The following is a 17,601-nucleotide window of genomic DNA, read 5'->3' on the forward strand; positions in this document are numbered from 1 at the left end:
ATATGGATGTGATGTACGTTCAAGGCCGCTCCGCTGCTGCGGGGAGTGTCCGAGCATCATCCTGAGGAGGCCGCACCGTGCGGGAAGAAGAGGTCCATTACGACATCGCCGTGATCGGCGGCGGACTGGCGGGGACCTGCGCGGCCATCGCTGCGGCCCGGCTCGGCCGGCGCGTCGCCCTGGTCAACAACCGGCCCGTGCTGGGCGGCAACGCCAGCAGCGAGATCCGCGTCTGGGTCTGCGGCGCCACCGCACACGGCGTGCACCGCTGGGCCCGCGAGACCGGCATCATGGGCGAGCTGTACACCGAGAACCAGTACCGCAACCCCGAGGGCAACCCCTACTACTGGGACCAGGTCGTCCTCGACGCCGTCCGCGCGGAACCCAACATCGACCTCTACCTCAACACCGACGTGCGCGAGGTCGACGCGAGCGGCCCCGACGACAGCCGCCAGGTGCACTCCTGCACCGGCTGGATGATGGGCTCCGAGCGCCGTATCACCTTCCACGCGCACCAGTTCCTCGACTGCACCGGAGACGGCCTGCTCGGCCACCTCGCCGGCGCCCACTACCGCATAGGCCGCGAGGCGCAGGCCGAGTTCGACGAGCCCTGGGCGCCGGTCGAGGCGGACCGGGCGCTGCTCGGTTCGACGATCCTCTTCCACAGCAGGGACACGGGAGCGCCGGCGAAGTTCGTACCGCCCGCCTACGCCAAGGACCTGTCGACCACACCCATCCTGCGCAACCGCATCCTGCGCACCGGGGACAACGGCTGCGACTACTGGTGGGTCGAGTGGGGCGGCGAACTCGACACCGTCCACGACAACGAGCGCATCCGCGACGAGCTCCAGTCCGTGATCATGGGCATCTGGGACCACATCAAGAACTCCGGCGAGTTCCCGGACGCGGCGAACCTCACCCTGGAATGGGTCGGCAGCCTCCCCGGCAAGCGCGAATACCGCCGCTTCCTCGGCGACCACGTCCTCACCCAGCAGGACATCCTCCAGCAACGCCAGTTCTCCGACCGGATCGCCTTCGGCGGCTGGTCCGTGGACCTCCACCCCGTCCAGGGCATGTACGCCGACGAGCCCGGGGCGCGCCAGCGGTACGCGGACGGCATCTTCCACATCCCGCTGCGCTCCCTGTACTCGGCGAACGTCACCAACCTGCACTTCGCCGGACGCAACATCTCCGCCACCCACATCGCCTTCGGGGCCACCCGCGTCATGGCCACCTGCGCGACCCTCGGCGAGGCCGCGGGCACCGCTGCGGCCCTGTGCGTCACCGAGGGCCTCACCCCGCGCGAACTCGCCACGAAACAGCCGGAACTGGTGCGCCGCACCCTGCTGCGTCAGGACGCCTCCGTGATCGGCGTCGCCGACGACGACCCCGGCAACCTGGCGCGCACGGCCCGCGTCAGCGCCTCCTCCCACCTGGCCCGCCTGGCTGCCGAGCCCACCGAGGGTGCGCCCGGCGCTCCGTACCCGCTCACCCGCGACCTCGCCCTCCTCCTGCCGGTGGACCCCGCACTCGACACGGTCGACCTCCTCGTCCACGGCGCCCCCGACGGCCGCGACCGCGAACTCACCGTGGAACTCTGGGGCACGGGCAACCCCGAGAACGCGGTTCCCGCCGACCCTCTCCTCACGACCACGGTCACCGTCCCGTCCGGCGGCCCGCACTGGGTCACGGCCCGCCTCGACCACCGCCCCGACACCCCCCGGAACGCGATCCTCATCGTCCGGGCCTGCCCGGACACGGCCCTGGTCCTGCTCCCCGAACGCACCGACGGCGTCCTCGCCCTGCGCAGGAAGGCCGAAGGGGACGCGGCCGTCGACCACGACATCCCGGAGGAGGACGGCCAGCTGGTCCTGGAATGGCAGGCCCGCGGCCTGCGCCGCCAGACCTTCGCCTTCCGGGCGGCCCCCGCCACCACGGCGTTCCACCCCGAACGGGCCGTGGGCGGATACCAACGACCCTACGGCGGACCGAACCTGTGGTCCTCCGCGCCGGCGGGCACCGAGGAGTGGCTCCGTCTCGACTGGCAGGAAGAGCAGGAACTCACCGAGACACGCGTGGTGTTCGACGACGACGTCGACGAGTACCTCAACAACCTGCACCGCCACCGCACCCCGTACGAGGTCATGCCGGAACTCGTGCGCGACTACCGCGTCCAGAGCCAGGACGCCGAGGGGCTGTGGCACACACTCCTGACGGTGACGGACAACCGGCGCCGCCACCGCGTGCACGCGCTGAAGGACGCGGACGGCGGCCCCGTACGCACCCGGGCGCTGAGGCTCGTGGTCGACGCGACGCACGGGGCACGGCACGCCCACGTGATCGCCTTCAAGGCGTACGGCGCGTAACGGCACGCGAAGGGTCCGGTGGAAGCCGATCGGCTTCCACCGGACCCTTCGCCATGGGCGTCAGAGTGCCCCGAGTGCCTGACTGATGGCGTCGGCGGCCTCGATGACCTCGCGGACGAGGGCGAGACGTTGCCCCTCGGTCCGCTGCCCGTCGGTCCGCTGCCCGTCGGTCCGCTGTCCCTCGGTGTCGGAGCGCTCCCCGAGCAGCGAGGTCGGACCCCACAGGGAGATGGCGGCGACCACCTCCCCCGAAGCGTCACGGACGGGCGCGGCCAGGGACGCGCGGCCCAGGGCGCGCTCCTCGGCCTCGACGGCGTACCCGGTGCGCCGGACGGTCTCGATCTCGGTGTCGAGGAGGTCGTGACTGGTGGTCGTGTACTCGGTGTGCGCGTCGAGGGGATCGCCCAGCAGCTTGCGACGCTCCCTCGGGGAGAGTCCGGTGAGCAGGCACTTGCCGATGCTCGTGGCGTGCAGTGGGGCGGTGTGCCCGGCCTGCGTATAGGACTTGGGCGCGCGCGGGCCCTCGAAGTTGCCCAGGAACATCAGCTCGCCACCGCGGCGCACGGCCACGTTGGCACCAAGCCCGGTACGGGTGGCGAGGCCCTGGAGCACCATGCGGGCGGCCCGGTGCACGGGGTGGCGGTTGGTGGCGGTGGCGGCGAGGGGGAGGAGGCCGAGGCTGAGCCGGTACAGGTTGCTGACCGGATCGCGTTCGACCATGTCGAGGCGTTCCAGGGTGGACAGCAGTCGAGAGGTGGTCGACGAGCCCAGTCCGGTCAGCTCGGCGACGTCGGAGACACGGAGTTCGGGCCGACCGGAGTCGAGTGCGCGCAGCACCGAGACCGCTCGTTCGACACTCTGGTTCGTCCCGGCATCAGTCCCCCGCGTAGCCATGACCCTCCTTGTTTTGCAAACGGCTTGCACTATCTGCATCAGCATATCGCGCATGATCGTCGCCCGTCCCTGGAATCAGCGACCGCGGCAGCTCCGCGACGGCACGCGGGGGAGGCCGCGGTGGCGCCGCGGAACTGCCAGGTCACGGGGCGAAGACGGCCGATCGCCGAACCCGGTGGGCGTCGCGTGGCAGGCGGCCAGGCGGCCAGGCGGCCAGGCGGTCGGGCGGTCGGGCGGTCAGGCGGTGGGGTGCGGCGCCTCCGCCCGGCACGCCGCCGACAGGAAGCGTCGCTGGGCCTCTTCCACGGCCGCAGTCTCGGCCCGCTCGTCCGGGTGGTCGAAGTGGCCCGCCCGCAGAACGAGGAGCTCGCGCGGTCCGGCCAGTGCGTTGTGGATCGCGAACTGCCCCGGCGGAGGTACCGACGGATCGAACAGGGCGGCGGCCACATGGACCGGGATGCGCAGGTGGCGGGCGGCGGTCGCGGCGTCGAAGTACGCCAGGACGTCGAGCACCGTCGGGTCCTCGGCGAGCCGCTTGCGCACCGACTCCCCGCTGCCCGTGCACGGCAGTGTCACCCGCAGCGGATGGTTGCCAAAGGTCGGCACCGTGAGGCCGGCGGCATGGAAACGGTCGTCCCAGGGAAGCGCCAACGCCCCGATGCCGCCGCCGAAACTCGTGCCCAGATAGGTCAGCCGCCCCGCGGCCTCGGGCACCAGCCGCTGCAGAGCGGTGGCCGCGCACCAGACGTCCGCCACGCACCCGCCGATGAGGTACGACTCCCGGGCGCCGATGCCCTGCAACACGTGCCCGGCCGAATTCGGGGGCACGCCCGGCAGCAGGCTCCGCGTTCCGAGCCCGCGCAGACACGGCCAGATGGTCGCGGTCCTTGCCGGGGCCTGCCAGGGGTCCGGCGCTTCCCGGCCTCCGTAACCGTGGGTCGCCACACAGCCCTGCGTGACGCGTCCGTCGGCCGGGACGGTCAACCAGCCCCCGATCCGGACACCGTCGGTCGACGTGTACGAGATGTCGGCGACCCGCACGCCGTCCACGGTGGTCCAAGGCCCCTCGATCCGCGGCTCCGGGTCGACGCTCATCGCACGCGCCCAGCGCTCCTGCCAGAAGTCGGCGAAGTCGTCCGGGCCTTGAGGGGCCTCCACGGCGAGGAGGCGCGGCAGGTCGTACCCGTGAGTGGGGTCGAACGGGAAGTCATGCGGCAGCGGGCTGAGTTCACTGCCGTCCGAGGTGAGTGGGTGGGTGAGCACGATCTCTCCTGGTTCGGTGTGCGCGGTGGTCCCGCACGCCGTTCCGGAACGGCTCTCGACACGACGTGCCGTGTCCGGCGGACGCTGGGTCCCGGGTACGGGCCTGGCCTGCCGGCTGAGTGGTCACGGCAGTGGTTCCGACGAGGACGACGGCGATCCGGTGCTGGGGGGCTTCGGGGGAAGACCTCACGATCCCCGCCGGCACGATCCCCGTCGCGATCATCATCGCCCGCGCGACCATACGGTGGTTCACCCGCGCCCTGCAACAGGTCGTGGCTCGGCACTCCGGCCGGACTTCTTCGCCGGCGCTCATCGACGCGACGTCACACAGATGCCCGCCGGGACGTGCCCGCCGGGACGTGCCCGCCGGGACGTACCCGCCGTGCACGTACGCGCCGTGGACACGCCTGCCGTGGACGCGCCGGTGCGGGTGCGTCCCTCGCCACCGTCTCGCGCGCATACCCGAAAGACGTGTCGTTCCGGTAGGGCGCAGATCACCATCCCGGGACCATTGACGCCCCTGACTCAAACCGGTTTAGTGAGGGCCAGTTGATCGTCTAAACCGGTTTAGAGGCCGAATAGGTCGATCAAAACCATTTCAACCCCCTTTGCCCGGTTGTCGGCAAGGCGGAGAGCGGAAGGCGCGCCATGGCCCGCAGGCCCACCATCGACGACGTCGCACGGCGTGCGGGTGTCTCGCGCAGTTCCGTCTCGTTCGCCCTGAACGACCGGCCCGGGATCGCCGAGGAGACCAAGGCGCGCATCCTCGCCGCCGCGGCCGAACTCGGCTGGACGCCGAGCCGCCCCGCGCGGGCCCTCTCGCTCGGCAAGGCAGGCGCCTTCGGGCTCGTCCTCGCCCGGGAACCCGACCTCATCGGCGCCGACCTGTTCTTCCCCGCGTTCATCGCGGGCGTCGAGGTGGTCCTCGGGGAGCGCGGCGACGGGCTGATGGTGCACCTCACCACCCCCGAGCGGGAGCGGTCCGTGTACGAACGGCTGGCCGCCGACCGCCGGGTGGACGGGGTGCTCCTCACCGACCTGCGCCACGGCGACCCCCGCCCCGCCCTCGTGCACCGGCTCGGACTGCCGGCCGTCGTGGTCGGGCAGAGCGAGTGGAGCGACGGCCTCAGCTCGGTGAGCCTCGACGACCGGCCCGCCTACGTGGAAGCCGTACGGCGCCTGGCGGAGCTGGGACACCGGCGCATCGCCCACGTCGAAGGGCCCCAGGAGTTCCGCCACGCGCACCGGCGCCGGGCGGCCTGGCAGGAGACGCTGCACTCCCTCGGCCTGCCCGAAGGGCCCGTGCGGCCCGGCGGTTTCACGGCGGAAGGCGGAGCGCGGGCCACCCGCGAACTGCTGGCACTCGCCGAACCGCCCACCGCGATCGTCTACGGGAACGACCTGGCCGCCACGGCCGGGCTCTCCGTGGCCCAGGAACTGGGCGTTCCGGTACCGGACCGCCTCTCGGTCGTCGGCTACGACGACACCAGCCTCACCCGCTACACCCACCCGCCGCTCTCCTCCGCCCGCGCCGACGCGCGCGGCTGGGGCGAGGCGGCGGCCCGCGCCCTGGACCGGGTGCTGGCCGGCGGGGAGGTGGCGCACGTCGTGCTGCCGCCCGCCGAGTTCGTACCCCGCGCCTCGATGGGCCCGGCGCCCCGTGCCTGAGGGCCGGGCCGGCGGCCCGGTGGGGCGCGGCAAGGAATGTCCGTCCGGCGACGAGGCCGGGCGTGAACAGTTCGGAGAGTTTGCATGCTGAGGAGAACGGCGTACTCGCTGCTCGTACTCGCCGTCGCGAGTGCAGTGACCGCCTGCGGCCGGTCGGCCCCGGACGGGGTGACCGCGGCGAACGCGCGCGGCCCCATCACGGTCTGGCTGTCCAACAACGCCCAGGAGGTGGCCTGGGGCGAGAGCATGGTCGCCGCCTGGAACAAGAGCCACCCGGACCAGCACGTCACCGCCCAGCACATCCCGGCGGGCAAGACGTCCGAGGAGGCGATCAGCGCCTCGATCATCGCGGGCACCAGTGCCTGCCTGGTCTTCAACACCGCGCCGGCGTCGGTGCCGACCTTCCAGAAGCAGAACGGCCTCGTACCGCTCAGCGACTTCCCGGACGGCGACGCCTACATCCAGCAGCGCGGCGGCGCACTCACCGACCAGTACAAGTCGCAGGACGGCAAGTTCTACCAACTGCCGTGGAAGAGCAACCCGATCATGATCCTCTACAACAAGAAGATCTTCGAAAAGGCCGGTCTCGATCCTGAACACCCGCAACTGGCCACCTACAGCCAGTTCCTGAAGACCTCCCGCACCCTCGTGCACAGCGGCGCGGCCAAGGCCGCGATCTGGCCCGCGCCCAGCAGCGAGTTCTTCCAGTCCTGGAACGACTTCTACCCGGCCTTCGCCGCGCAGAGCGGTGGCAAGCAGCTGATCGAGGACGGCAAGCCGCAGTTCGACTCACCGGCCGGCCGCCAGGCCGCGGCCTTCTGGCGCACGATGTACGCCGAGAAACTGGCCCCCCAGGAGGCGTACCCCGGTGACGCCGTGAACGACGGGAAGGCCGCCATGGCCACCGTCGGGCCGTGGGCCGTGGCCGCGTACAAGGACAGCGTCGACATCGGCGTCGTCCCCGTACCGACCGCCGCGGGGACCTCGCCGGACGACACCTACTCCTTCAGCGACGAGAAGTCCGCCGCCATGTTCAGCGCCTGCCGCAACCGGGCCACCGCCTGGGACCTGCTGAAGTTCGCCACCTCCGCCCAGCAGGACGGCAAGTTCCTCGACGCGACCGGGCAGATGCCGATGCGCGAGGACCTGGCCTCCCGCTACCCGGACTTCTTCGCGAAGAAGCCCGTGTACACGGCGTTCGCACGGCAGGCCCAGCACGTCGTCGAGGTCCCCAACGTGCCGGGCTCCGTCGACATCTGGCAGGCGTTCCGCGACGAGTGGACGAAGTCCGTCGTCTTCGGTGAGGAATCCACCGGAACCGGACTGCGCAAGGCCTCGGACAAGATATCCAAGCTGCTCGACGAGTACGGAGACCCGTCATGACGAAGCTCCGTCCCACCGCGACCGTCACCGCCGGCTCCACCGCGACCGCCGCTTCTGGCGGCGCCACAGCGGGCGCCTCCGGCAAGGCGGCCGGAATCCGCCACCGGCGGGCACGCTCCAGGACCGGCGCGCTCTTCGTGACGCCGTACGTCCTCTTCCTGGCGCTGGTCTTCGCGGTCCCGATGGTCTACACCCTGTGGATCTCCGTCCACCGCTTCTACTTCACCGCCCCCGGAACACACGTCGACTCACCGTGGGTCGGGCTCTCCAACTACCGGGACGTCTTCACCGACCCGGTCGTGGGCCGCGCCTTCCTCAACATCGCCGTCTTCCTCGTGATCAACGTGCCGCTCACGGTGATCCTGTCGCTCGTCCTGGCCTCCGCGCTCAACGCGAAGATCCGCTTCCGCGCCTTCTTCCGCGCCGCCTACTACCTGCCGTACATCACGGCGAGCGTGGCGCTGGTCGCCGTGTGGCAGTTCCTGTTCGGCTCGGACGGTTTCGTCAACCACATCCTCGGCTCGCACGCGCCGGACCCCTCGTGGCTGGTCAACTCGCACCTCGCGATGCCGATGATCGCCTTCTTCGTCACCTGGAAGCAGCTCGGCTTCTTCGTGATGCTCTACCTCGCCGCCCTCCAGAACGTCGGCAAGGAGTTGTACGAGGCGTCCTCCGTCGACGGAGCGGGCCGGGTGCGGCAGTTCTTCGCGGTGACCGTGCCGGGAGTACGGCCCGCAACGACCCTCGTGCTGATCTACGCGATCATCACCGGCGCCAACCTGTTCAGCGAGCCCTACCTGCTGACCGGCGGCGGCGGCCCCGACCACGCCTCCACCTCGCCCGTCCTGCTGATGTACCAGAAGGGCATCGAACAGGGGCACCCCGACTTCGCCGCCGCACTGGGCGTGGTCCTGGTCGCCTTCGTCCTCGTCATCTCGCTGGTCGCACGCAAACTCTCCGAGAGGGGCAACTGACATGAGCGCCTCCCACCCCGCCACCGCCCGGGTCACCCCGGGGACGGACCGGCCCTCCTCGGACCTGCCGGACCACACCGGGCAGACCGGCAGGCGCCGCCCCTGGGGAACGGCCGCCAAGTACACCGTTCTCTCGATCGGTGCGGTCGCCTTCCTCTTCCCCTTCTACTACATGGTCGTCGGCTCCCTGCGGAAGACGACCACCGGTGAGCTGTCCTCCGCCGTGCCGAGCGGGCTCACCGGCAGCAGCTACACGGCGGTCGACGGAGCGATCTCGCTGGGCCGGTCCCTGCTCAACTCCGGGATCATGACGATCGGCGTGCTGCTCTGCACCCTCGTCTTCGGGGTGCTCGCCGGCTACGCGCTGGCCCAACTGCACTTCCGTGGCCGGGGCACGGTCTTCGCCTCACTGCTGCTCGTGCAGATGGTCCCGTTCCAGCTTCTCACCCTGCCTCTCTACGTCCTCGTGGTCCGCGACTACGGACTGGGCGACAACTACCTCGGGATGATCCTCCCGTTCGCGATCAACTCGACGGCCGTCTTCCTCTTCCGCCAGTTCTTCCTCCAGCTGCCGCAGTCCCTCTTCGAGGCCGCCCGCCTCGACGGCGCGGGAGAACTGCGCATCCTGTGGAAGATCGCACTGCCGATGGCGCGGCCCGCCGTGCTGTCGGCGATGCTGCTGACCTTCATCGGGCCGTGGAACGAGTTCCTGTGGCCGTTCCTGGTCACCAAGAACGCCGACATGCAACCCCTGGCGGTCTCCCTCGCCAGCTTCCTGTCCAACCTGCAGGGCACGGTCGCCAACCCGACCGGTGCCCTGCTGGCCGGCGCCTGTGTGCTGGCCGCCCCCGCAGTGGCCCTGTTCCTCCTGTTCCAGCGCCACTTCACCTCGACCGACATCGACTCCGGAGTAAAGGGCTGATCCCCGCATGAGCACCACCAGCACCACCTCGACCATCCCCTACCGCCTCGTCCGCAAGGGCCTGGTCATGTCCCCGCTGCCCGGCGAGGCCGACGAAGCAGAGGGAGTCCTCAACCCGGCGTCGGGACGCACCCCCGACGGCCGCCTGCACCTGCTGCCGCGCCTGGTGGCCGAGGGCAACGTCTCCCGCGTCGGCCTCGCCGAGGTCACCTTCACCGACGGCGTCCCCAGCGGCGTCGAGCGGCGCGGCGTCGTCCTCGCGCCCGACGAGGGCTGGGAGCGCGGCACCAACAACGCCGGCGTCGAGGACCCGCGCGTCACCTGGGTCCCCTCGCTCGGCAAGCACGTCATGTCGTACGTCGCCTACGGCCCCCTCGGCCCCAAGCCGGCCCTCGCCGTGTCCGAGAACCTCACCGAGTGGACCCGCCTCGGCCCGATCCAGTTCGCCTACCAGCCGGACCTCGACACCGACCTCAACCTCTTCCCGAACAAGGACGTCGTCCACTTCCCGGAGCCCGTGCCCGGCCCCGACGGCGAGCCCGCCTACGCGATGTTGCACCGCCCGATGTGGGACCTCGGCTGGTTCCGCCCCGGCGAGGGCGTGCACCTGCCGGCCGGGATCACCGACGAACGTCCCGGCATCTGGATCTCGTACGTGCCCGTCGCCGAGGTCGAGGCCGACATCCGGGCCCTGACCCGCCCGCGCGACCACCGGCTCGTCGCCCTGTCCGCGTACCCGTGGGAGGAGCTGAAGATCGGCGGCGGCCCCGCCCCGATCCGCGTGCCCGAGGGCTGGCTCCTCATCCACCACGGCGTCTCCGGCCACATCGAGGACCCCTTCGCCCAGAACCAGAAGGTGTCCTACGCGGCCGGCGCGATGATCCTCGACCCCGCCGACCCCGCGAAGGTCCTCGCCCGCTCCGAGGAGCCGCTGATGGCGCCCGAGACCGAGGAGGAGCGCTCCGGCACCGTCCCGAACGTCGTCTTCCCGACCGCGATCGAGGAGATCGACGGCGAGCTGTACGTCTTCTACGGCATGGCCGATGCCCACATCGGCGTCGCCCTCCTGGAGCGCACCGCATGACCTCCGCGCCGGCCTCCCTCGGCCTCGGACTGGTCGGCTGCGGCGGCTTCGGGACGTACGTCCTGGACGCCGTGGCCGGCCTGCCCGGGCTGCGCCCGACCGCCGTCGCCGACCCCGACCCCGTTCGGGCGAGGGCGCTCGGCGAGCGGCACGGCGTCCCCGCGTTCGGCTCCCTGGAAGAGCTGCTGGAACGCGCGGACGTGGCGGCCGTCGCCATCGCCACCCCGCCGGCCGCGCACGCCGCGATGGCCACCGCCGCGCTGCGCGCCGGCCGGCACGTGTTCTGCGAGAAGCCGCTCGCCACCACGGCGCGGGACGCCCGCGCCGTGGCCCGCGAGGCCGAACGCGCCGGGCGGGCCCTGGTCGTCGACCACGTCCTGCGCTACAACCCGCTGCTGCGCGCCCTGGAACGGCTCATGGCCGAGGGGCTGCTCGCCGCCCCGCGCCGGTTCATGTTCGAGAACGACGCCTCCGACCAGGACCTCGGCCCCGGCCACTGGTTCTGGGACCGCGAGCACAGCGGCGGGATCTTCGTCGAGCACGGCGTCCACTTCTTCGACGCGGCGCGCGCCCTGCTGGGCTCCGACCCGGTCAGCGTGCGCGCGACCGCCGTACGACGGCCCAGCGGACCCGTCGACATGGTCAGCGCCGACGTCCTCCACCCCGGCGGCGTCCTCGCCTCCCACCTGCACTCCTTCACCCACGCGCACCGCTGCGAACGCCAGACGATGCGCCTGGACCACGGATTCGCCGAGACCCGGGTCGAGGGCTGGATCCCGGTCCACGCCGAGATCTCGGCCTGGACCGACGAGGCGGGCGCCCGGGCCTGGGAACAACTCCCGGACCGGGCCGCCGCCCTGCTGCACGTGGACGGCTTCCGCCCCCACGGCGCCGAACGCGTCACCGTCACCGTCGAACGCGACGCCGGGAGCTCCGCCCCCGCGAGCGGACGCGGAGAGGTGCGCACCGTGCCGCACCACGTCCGGGCCGTCCTCGACCTCGGCGGCGAGGCCCGCAAACCGCACGCCTACCGCGAGAGCGTCCGCGCCGCCGTCGCCGATCTGGTCCGCGTCGCACGCGACGGCGGCACTCCGGTCGCCGACGCGCTCGCCGGGCTCACCGCCGTCGCCGTCGCCGAGGCCGCGACCCTCGCCGCCGACACCGGCACCGAACAGCCCGTACCCGCCCCCGGCATCGCCCCACGACCCACCGCACCACCGCACCTCCAGGAGTCCTCATGAGCTGGTGGCAGGACGCCGTCTGCTACGAGTTGTACCCGCGCGCCTTCGCCGACTCCGACGGCGACGGCACCGGCGACCTCGCCGGAGCCACGGCACGGCTCGACCACATCGCCGAACTCGGCGCCGACGCCGTCTGGATCACGCCGTTCTACCCCTCGCCGCTCGCCGACGGCGGATACGACATCGCCGACCACACCGGCGTCGCCGCCGACCTCGGCACCCCCGAGGACTTCGACGAACTCACCGCCCGCGCCCACCACCTGGGCCTGAAGCTCATCGTCGACCTCGTGCCCAACCACACCTCCGACCAGCACCCCTGGTTCCAGGAGGCGCTGACGGCAGCACCCGGCTCCGCCGCGCGCGACCGCTACCTCTTTCGCCCGGGCCGCGGTCCGGCCGGCGAACTCCCGCCCAACGACTGGCAGTCGGCCTTCGGCGGCCCCGCCTGGACCCGCGTACCGGACGGCGAGTGGTACTGCCACCTCCACGCACCCGAGCAGCCCGACCTGAACTGGCGTTCCCCCGAGGTGCGTCACGCCTTCACCGGCATCCTGACGTACTGGCTGGACCGGGGCGTGGACGGCTTCCGCGTCGACGTCGCCCACGCCCTGTTCAAGGCCGAGGACTTTCCCGACGCCGGGCCCGGACAGCACCAGGACCCGCTGCGCAACCACCTCATGCCCTACTACGACCAGGAGGAACTGCACCCGCTCTACCGCGAGTGGCGCGCCCTCCTCGACACCCACCCGGCGCCGCCCGGCGCGGTACCCCCGCGCGAGCGGGTCATGGTCGCCGAGTCCGCCGTCTTCGACCCGGCCAGGCTCGCCCGCTACACCCGGCCCGACGAGATGCACCAGGCCTTCAACTTCGCCTTCCTGGAAGCCGCCTGGGAACCGGGCGAGCTGCGCCGCGTCATCGACGCCTCGCTCTCCGCCCCCGGCGGCGGGGCCGTCACCTGGCTGCTCTCCAGCCACGACGCGGTCCGCCCGGTCACCCGCCTCGGCTGCGCCGGCCGCGCCAGGGCCGCCGCCCTGCTCATGCTCGCCCTGCCCGGCTCCGCCTACCTCTACCAGGGCGAGGAACTCGGCCTGCCGCAGGCCCACATCCCCGACGACCGCATCCTCGACCCGCTGTGGGAGCGCTCCGGCCACACCGACCGGGGCCGCGACGGCTCCCGCGTCCCGCTGCCGTGGTCCGGCGACCACGCCCCGTACGGCTTCACCACCGCGGACCCCGACCGCACCTGGCTGCCGCAGCCGGACGACTGGGCGCACCACACCGTCGCCGCCCAGGAACACGACCTCGACTCCACGCTCACCCTGTACCGCCGGGCCCTGCGCCTGCGCCGCGCCCACCCCGCGTCCGACCCGACGGCCCCGCCCCACTGGTACTCGGCACCCCACGACCCGTACCTCGCCTTCCGCCGCTCCGGCCTGACCTGCGTCGTCAACCTCGCGGACCAGCCCCTGACCTGGACCACCCTCGGCGTGACCGGCCGCCCGGTCCTGGCCAGCGGCCCGCTCGACGGCGACGCGATCCCGCCCGACACCGCCCTGTGGCTCCTCGACACCCTCGATCCGCAGTCCCCCGAAGGAGACGGCCATGGCCGCGCCCACTGAACCCGCCCGCCGCACCGACCTCTCCGGACTCGTCACCGACCTCTCCGGACTCGTCAAGGCGTACGACGTGCGCGGTGTCGTACCCGACCAGTGGGACGAAACCACGGCCGAGCTCTTCGGCGCCGCTTTCGTCCAGGTCACGGGGGCACGCGCCCTGGTGACCGGCCACGACATGCGCGCCACCTCACCGGGCCTCGCCCGCGCCTTCGCACGCGGAGCCACGGCCCAGGGCGCCGACGTCACCGAGACCGGCCTCTGCTCGACCGACCAGCTGTACTACGCCTCCGGGGCGCTCGGTCTGCCCGGCGCCATGTTCACCGCCTCGCACAACCCGGCCCAGTACAACGGCATCAAGATGTGCCGGGCCGGAGCCGCGCCGATCGGCCAGGACAGCGGCCTCGCCGAGATCCGCGCCCTGGTGGAAGGGTGGACCGACACCGGCGCGCCCGCGCCGTCGCCCGGCGGCCCCGGCACCCTCACGCACCACGACACCCTGCGGGAGTACGCCGCCCACCTGCTCGGCCTCGTGGACCTGACGGCGATCCGGCCGCTCAAGGTCGTGGTGGACGCGGGCAACGGCATGGGCGGCCACACCGTGCCCACCGTGCTCGCGGGGCTGCCGCTCGACGTCGTACCGATGTACTTCGAGCTCGACGGCACCTTCCCGAACCACGAGGCGAACCCCCTCGACCCGGCCAACATCGTCGACCTCCAGGCCCGGGTCCTCGCCGAGAGCGCCGACCTCGGGCTCGCCTTCGACGGGGACGCCGACCGCTGCTTCGTCGTGGACGAACGCGGCGCGGGCGTCTCGCCGTCCGCCATCACCGCGCTCGTCGCCTCCCGCGAACTCGCGCGCAGGCCCGGTGCGACCGTGCTGCACAACCTGATCACCTCGTGGTCCGTCCCCGAGGTCATCCGCGAGAACGGCGGCACCCCCGTCCGCACCCGCGTCGGCCACTCCTTCATCAAGGCCGAAATGGCCCGCACCGGCGCCGTCTTCGGCGGCGAGCACTCCGCGCACTACTACTTCGCCGACTTCTGGAACGCGGACACCGGCATGCTCGCCGCCCTCCACGTACTCGCCGCCCTCGGCGGACAGGACGGCACCCTCTCCGCCCTCACCCGCCGCTTCGAGCGGTACGCCGCCTCCGGCGAGATCAACTCCACCGTCGCCGACCAGTCGGAGCGCCTCGCCGCCGTCCGTACCGCCTGGCGCGACCGCGACGGGGTCACCCTCGACGAACTCGACGGCCTCACCGTGAGTGGCCCGGACTGGTGGTTCAACCTCCGCCCCTCCAACACCGAACCGCTCCTGCGCCTCAACGCCGAGGCCCGCGACCCGCACACCATGCGGACCCTGTGCGACGAGGTCCTGGCCCTCGTCCGCCGCTGAGGCGGGCTGACACCGCCGGTTCGATGCGTCGGGTGCCGGGTGCCGGGTGCCGGGTGCTGGGCGTCGGGTGTCGGGTGTCGGGTGTCGGGAGGCGGCCGGTGGTGTCCCCGCCGCCCCGTCGGCGATCCTCGGCCGGCGTCGCCGATGGCCCGTGCCTGATCCGTCACCGCATCCAGTGCCCGCCGGTACTCCATCCCGTGAAGCGCCGGGCGCGTCCGGCACCCGCCGTTCCGTCCTCGCCGAAGATGCCGCCCTCGGCGACCAGGGCCAGCCCCGCCAGAGCGGGGGCGAGCCGGGGCGCGACGTGGGCCGGGTGGTGGGCGACCTCCTCCGTCAGGCCCGCGACGACCTGCCGCTGCTCCTCGGGCGGGCAGAGGGACAGGTGGAACACCATCTGGCGCCACGCGTACGCGGCGTCCTTGATCGTGCCCAACGGCCGCGGGTTGCGGTGCACGCGGGCGGTCAGCCGGCACACGGTCACGAAGCAGCGGCGCGCCAGATCGGCCCACCCGCTCCGGGGGGCGATGCCCACCCGGTTCACCAGCGTGGCCAGGTTGTGCGTGGTGAGGATCTGCGCCTGCTCGATCACCGTCCCGTTCGCCGCGACCGACCCGGACCGCGAGGCCGACCCGGCTCGCTCGGCACACAGCCGCGCGAAACCGGGAGAGGTGCGTGCGCCGTGCGCGCGGACCCGGGCCTCATCGGCCTCGGCGATCGCCAGATCGCGAAGGGCGGGGTAGTCGATGCAGTAGTAGCGCTCGTACAACGTGCCGCCGAGCAACTCGCCCGCCACCTGTGCGGCTTCGAGGAACTTCCGGCTGAACACGCCCATGAAGATGTCGGCGGCCAGCTCCTCCACGAACGGGGCGCCGAGGCCGCAACTGCGGTCCAGCACGCCGAACTCGCGGACCAGCGGGTTGGGCAGGAGCGTACCCGGGAAGGCCTGCACGGCCACCTCACCCAGGGTGCGCAGCACAAGGAGCGCACCCTCACCGTCCGCCGTGCCCGGTACAACAGATCGCTGCCCCGACACCGCCCGCACCCAGGGCAGTTCCTCGACGCGCACCTGCTGTTCCAGTTTGAGCAGGAGCAGGGAACGGCGATTGCGGAACGCCCGGTAGTGCGCGGCCATCACCGCTCGCAGCGTCTCGTCGCCGTACGCGTGCGCTGTGGTGGCCGCGACCAACTGCGGCACCAGTTCGGCCATGACCTCGGCGGATGGGACGATGCCCCGATCCACGAGCGTGCCGAGCGGGGCGCTCAGCGCGGACTCGACCACCCGCACGACCGTGGCCGGTACGACGGCCCCGGCGGGCAGTCCGGTCTCCCGGTTCTCCTCCTCCGTCACCCGGCCCAGGAGAGGTGCCACGTCGGTGATGCCCGTCTCCTGTGGATGTACGGAGAGCCGGCGCAGCATCAGCTGGGCCAGGGCGTGATGGGACGGCAGCGCCGCCTGCTCGGCCTGGCGTCGGCGCAAGACCACGTGGGTGCCCGAGCCGGGCAGACCGCGCCGTCGCACCATGGATTCCACCGCGTGCCGCAGCAGGCCGGTCCGGCGCGCCTGCAGCGGCCGGCCGGCGACGACCTCCTCCAGCGCGCCGCGCAGAATGCCCAGGTTCTCCTTGGGACTGCGGTGCTTGCCGCACAGGGTGTGTTCCGCAGCGAGACGCCGGTAGCGGTCGAGCAGCTCGCCTCCCCGCGCCAGCCACTCGGCGTCCGGGGCGAACGCGAGGACCTGGCCGTCCCGCGCCGTCCGCAGCCAGTGAGCGAGCAGCTCGTCGCCGAACGGCTGCCAGACGGCGAGCGCCTCGCGCTGCGCCTCGACGGCCGCGTCGGGCTGCCGCCGCATCAGCTTGCCGCGGGCCTGGGAGACGGTGTGCCGATGGACAGCCGCAGCGGTCTCGACCGCGGCTCCGTCCCCAGGGCGTGGCAGGAACCGAAGCCGGTCGGCGAACGGCTCCAACTCCGCCACGAGGTCGAGCGCCGCGCCGCTCTCCCCACGGCGTACCAACCAGGCCAGGGTGAGCAGGGCGGCCTCCTCGGGCACACCGATCTCGTAGGCACCGCTGTCCAACCGGGCCCACAACCAGACGAGCCCAGGCTCGGTGAGACAGTAGGAGAAGAGAGCGCGCCGCTCGGCGGGAACCCCGAAACTCCGCGCGGCCTCGGCCTCATGGGCCTGGAGCGGGCCACCCGCTCTCGCGCTCCCGGTTGCGAAACCTCCCCGCATGACCTCGGGCGTCACCCAGAGCGGAAACTCGACCACGGGCGTACGCGAACCAACCGCCAGCCGGCCCGCGGACATGGCCGCCAGAACCTCCCGCCAGCGCTGCCCACGTACTCCGGCGCGACGCCGGGTGCCGGCATCCGCATGGGTCAACGCGGTAACGAAGGCCCTGGCCAGCTCGCCCTCGGGATAGGACTGGGCCACGGTGAGAGGCTGCTGCTCAGCGTTGTCGTTCATAAGCCGGCGTGGCAGGTTCCGCCCCTGCGCCCTCCGGGTTGAGAGCCCGGTGCTCTCCTGCTGAGCTACACGCCGATGACGGTAGATATTAGACAAAGGAGTGATCACCCGACAACTTGTTTTTCTTCGGATTCCGTCAGGTTCCGTCGGGTTCCCTCGGTGTCATCGGGTTCCCCGGGTTGGCAAGCCATGACAACCCGCCAGGGGCTCCTTACTCCACCGTCGGACATGCGGGACACGGTTCCCGAAGGCCCTCGATCCTTGGCCGGTGGTGCCTCCCGGTGGTGCCTTCTGGTGGTGCCTCCTGGTGGTGGTTCAGTGTGAGCGCGG

12 protein-coding genes and 1 tRNA gene are annotated in these 17,601 nt (G+C 72.0%); 9 read left to right on the plus strand and 4 right to left on the minus strand.

All coding sequences use genetic code 11. The features are described from left to right. Positions 1-77 precede the first annotated feature (77 nt). Positions 78-2,366, plus strand: coding sequence for an FAD-dependent oxidoreductase (locus OG599_RS31465; RefSeq protein ID WP_327179364.1), 2,289 nt, complete (start codon positions 78-80; stop codon positions 2,364-2,366). A 60-nt stretch (positions 2,367-2,426) separates the two neighbouring features. Here OG599_RS31465 and OG599_RS31470 read toward each other — a convergent pair whose 3' ends face one another. Both OG599_RS31470 and OG599_RS31475 read right to left on the minus strand, forming a co-directional pair. Continuing rightward, a complete protein-coding gene (locus OG599_RS31470; protein ID WP_327179365.1) occupies positions 2,427-3,260 on the minus strand; it encodes an IclR family transcriptional regulator in 834 nt (277 codons plus the stop codon). Positions 3,261-3,497: 237 nt separating this feature from the next. Then, the gene (locus OG599_RS31475; RefSeq protein WP_327179366.1) at positions 3,498-4,523 is read right to left on the minus strand and encodes an acetylxylan esterase; all 1,026 of its coding nucleotides are present in this window, start codon (positions 4,521-4,523) and stop codon (positions 3,498-3,500) included. A gap of 648 nt (positions 4,524-5,171) precedes the next feature. On the opposite strand from OG599_RS31475, the gene OG599_RS31480 reads away from it, so the two are divergent. From OG599_RS31480 to OG599_RS31515, 8 genes are all read left to right on the plus strand, one after another. Next, complete coding sequence (locus OG599_RS31480; RefSeq protein ID WP_327179367.1) at positions 5,172-6,191, plus strand: LacI family DNA-binding transcriptional regulator; 1,020 nt, start codon at positions 5,172-5,174, stop codon at positions 6,189-6,191. An 84-nt stretch (positions 6,192-6,275) separates the two neighbouring features. Then, the gene (locus tag OG599_RS31485; protein WP_327179368.1) at positions 6,276-7,574 is read left to right on the plus strand and encodes an extracellular solute-binding protein; all 1,299 of its coding nucleotides are present in this window, start codon (positions 6,276-6,278) and stop codon (positions 7,572-7,574) included. Further along, the gene (locus tag OG599_RS31490) at positions 7,571-8,548 is read left to right on the plus strand and encodes a carbohydrate ABC transporter permease (protein ID WP_327179369.1); all 978 of its coding nucleotides are present in this window, start codon (positions 7,571-7,573) and stop codon (positions 8,546-8,548) included. The genes OG599_RS31485 and OG599_RS31490 overlap by 4 nt, the downstream gene beginning before the upstream one ends. A 1-nt stretch (position 8,549) precedes the next feature. Further along, positions 8,550-9,470 (plus strand): carbohydrate ABC transporter permease, encoded by a 921-nt coding sequence (locus OG599_RS31495; RefSeq protein ID WP_327179370.1) that lies wholly within the window; start codon positions 8,550-8,552, stop codon positions 9,468-9,470. Positions 9,471-9,477: 7 nt separating this feature from the next. Further along, entirely contained in the window at positions 9,478-10,554 is a 1,077-nt protein-coding gene (locus OG599_RS31500) for a glycoside hydrolase family 130 protein (RefSeq protein WP_327179371.1), read from the plus strand. Next, positions 10,551-11,795 carry a Gfo/Idh/MocA family oxidoreductase gene (locus OG599_RS31505; RefSeq protein ID WP_327179372.1) on the plus strand — a complete coding sequence of 415 codons (1,245 nt, stop codon included), beginning with the start codon at positions 10,551-10,553 and terminating at the stop codon, positions 11,793-11,795. The genes OG599_RS31500 and OG599_RS31505 overlap by 4 nt, the downstream gene beginning before the upstream one ends. Next, complete coding sequence (locus tag OG599_RS31510; protein ID WP_327179373.1) at positions 11,792-13,414, plus strand: glycoside hydrolase family 13 protein; 1,623 nt, start codon at positions 11,792-11,794, stop codon at positions 13,412-13,414. Before OG599_RS31505 ends, OG599_RS31510 begins: the two co-directional genes overlap by 4 nt. Then, positions 13,398-14,807, plus strand: a complete 1,410-nt coding sequence (locus OG599_RS31515) for a phosphomannomutase/phosphoglucomutase (protein WP_327179374.1) — start codon at positions 13,398-13,400, stop codon at positions 14,805-14,807. Before OG599_RS31510 ends, OG599_RS31515 begins: the two co-directional genes overlap by 17 nt. Positions 14,808-14,970: 163 nt before the next feature. Here OG599_RS31515 and OG599_RS31520 read toward each other — a convergent pair whose 3' ends face one another. Next, entirely contained in the window at positions 14,971-17,271 is a 2,301-nt protein-coding gene (locus tag OG599_RS31520; RefSeq protein ID WP_327179375.1) for a hypothetical protein, read from the minus strand. Between the two features lie 3 nt (positions 17,272-17,274). Then, positions 17,275-17,346 (minus strand) — tRNA-Glu (locus tag OG599_RS31525). Positions 17,347-17,601: the final 255 nt, after the last annotated feature.

The sequence above is a fragment of the Streptomyces sp. NBC_01335 genome, from assembly GCF_035953295.1.
Classification (GTDB): Bacteria; Actinomycetota; Actinomycetes; order Streptomycetales; family Streptomycetaceae; genus Streptomyces.

Excerpts from the sequence above, each read along its gene's own strand:
- OG599_RS31470 (WP_327179365.1), bottom strand. The coding sequence starts at position 3,260 with ATGGCTACGCGGGGGACTGATGCCGGGACGAACCAGAGTGTCGAACGA.
- OG599_RS31480 (WP_327179367.1), top strand. The coding sequence starts at position 5,172 with ATGGCCCGCAGGCCCACCATCGACGACGTCGCACGGCGTGCGGGTGTC.
- OG599_RS31485 (WP_327179368.1), top strand. The coding sequence starts at position 6,276 with ATGCTGAGGAGAACGGCGTACTCGCTGCTCGTACTCGCCGTCGCGAGT.
- OG599_RS31490 (WP_327179369.1), top strand. The coding sequence starts at position 7,571 with ATGACGAAGCTCCGTCCCACCGCGACCGTCACCGCCGGCTCCACCGCG.
- OG599_RS31495 (WP_327179370.1), top strand. The coding sequence starts at position 8,550 with ATGAGCGCCTCCCACCCCGCCACCGCCCGGGTCACCCCGGGGACGGAC.
- OG599_RS31500 (WP_327179371.1), top strand. The coding sequence starts at position 9,478 with ATGAGCACCACCAGCACCACCTCGACCATCCCCTACCGCCTCGTCCGC.
- OG599_RS31505 (WP_327179372.1), top strand. The coding sequence starts at position 10,551 with ATGACCTCCGCGCCGGCCTCCCTCGGCCTCGGACTGGTCGGCTGCGGC.
- OG599_RS31510 (WP_327179373.1), top strand. The coding sequence starts at position 11,792 with ATGAGCTGGTGGCAGGACGCCGTCTGCTACGAGTTGTACCCGCGCGCC.
- OG599_RS31515 (WP_327179374.1), top strand. The coding sequence starts at position 13,398 with ATGGCCGCGCCCACTGAACCCGCCCGCCGCACCGACCTCTCCGGACTC.
- OG599_RS31520 (WP_327179375.1), bottom strand. The coding sequence starts at position 17,271 with ATGAACGACAACGCTGAGCAGCAGCCTCTCACCGTGGCCCAGTCCTAT.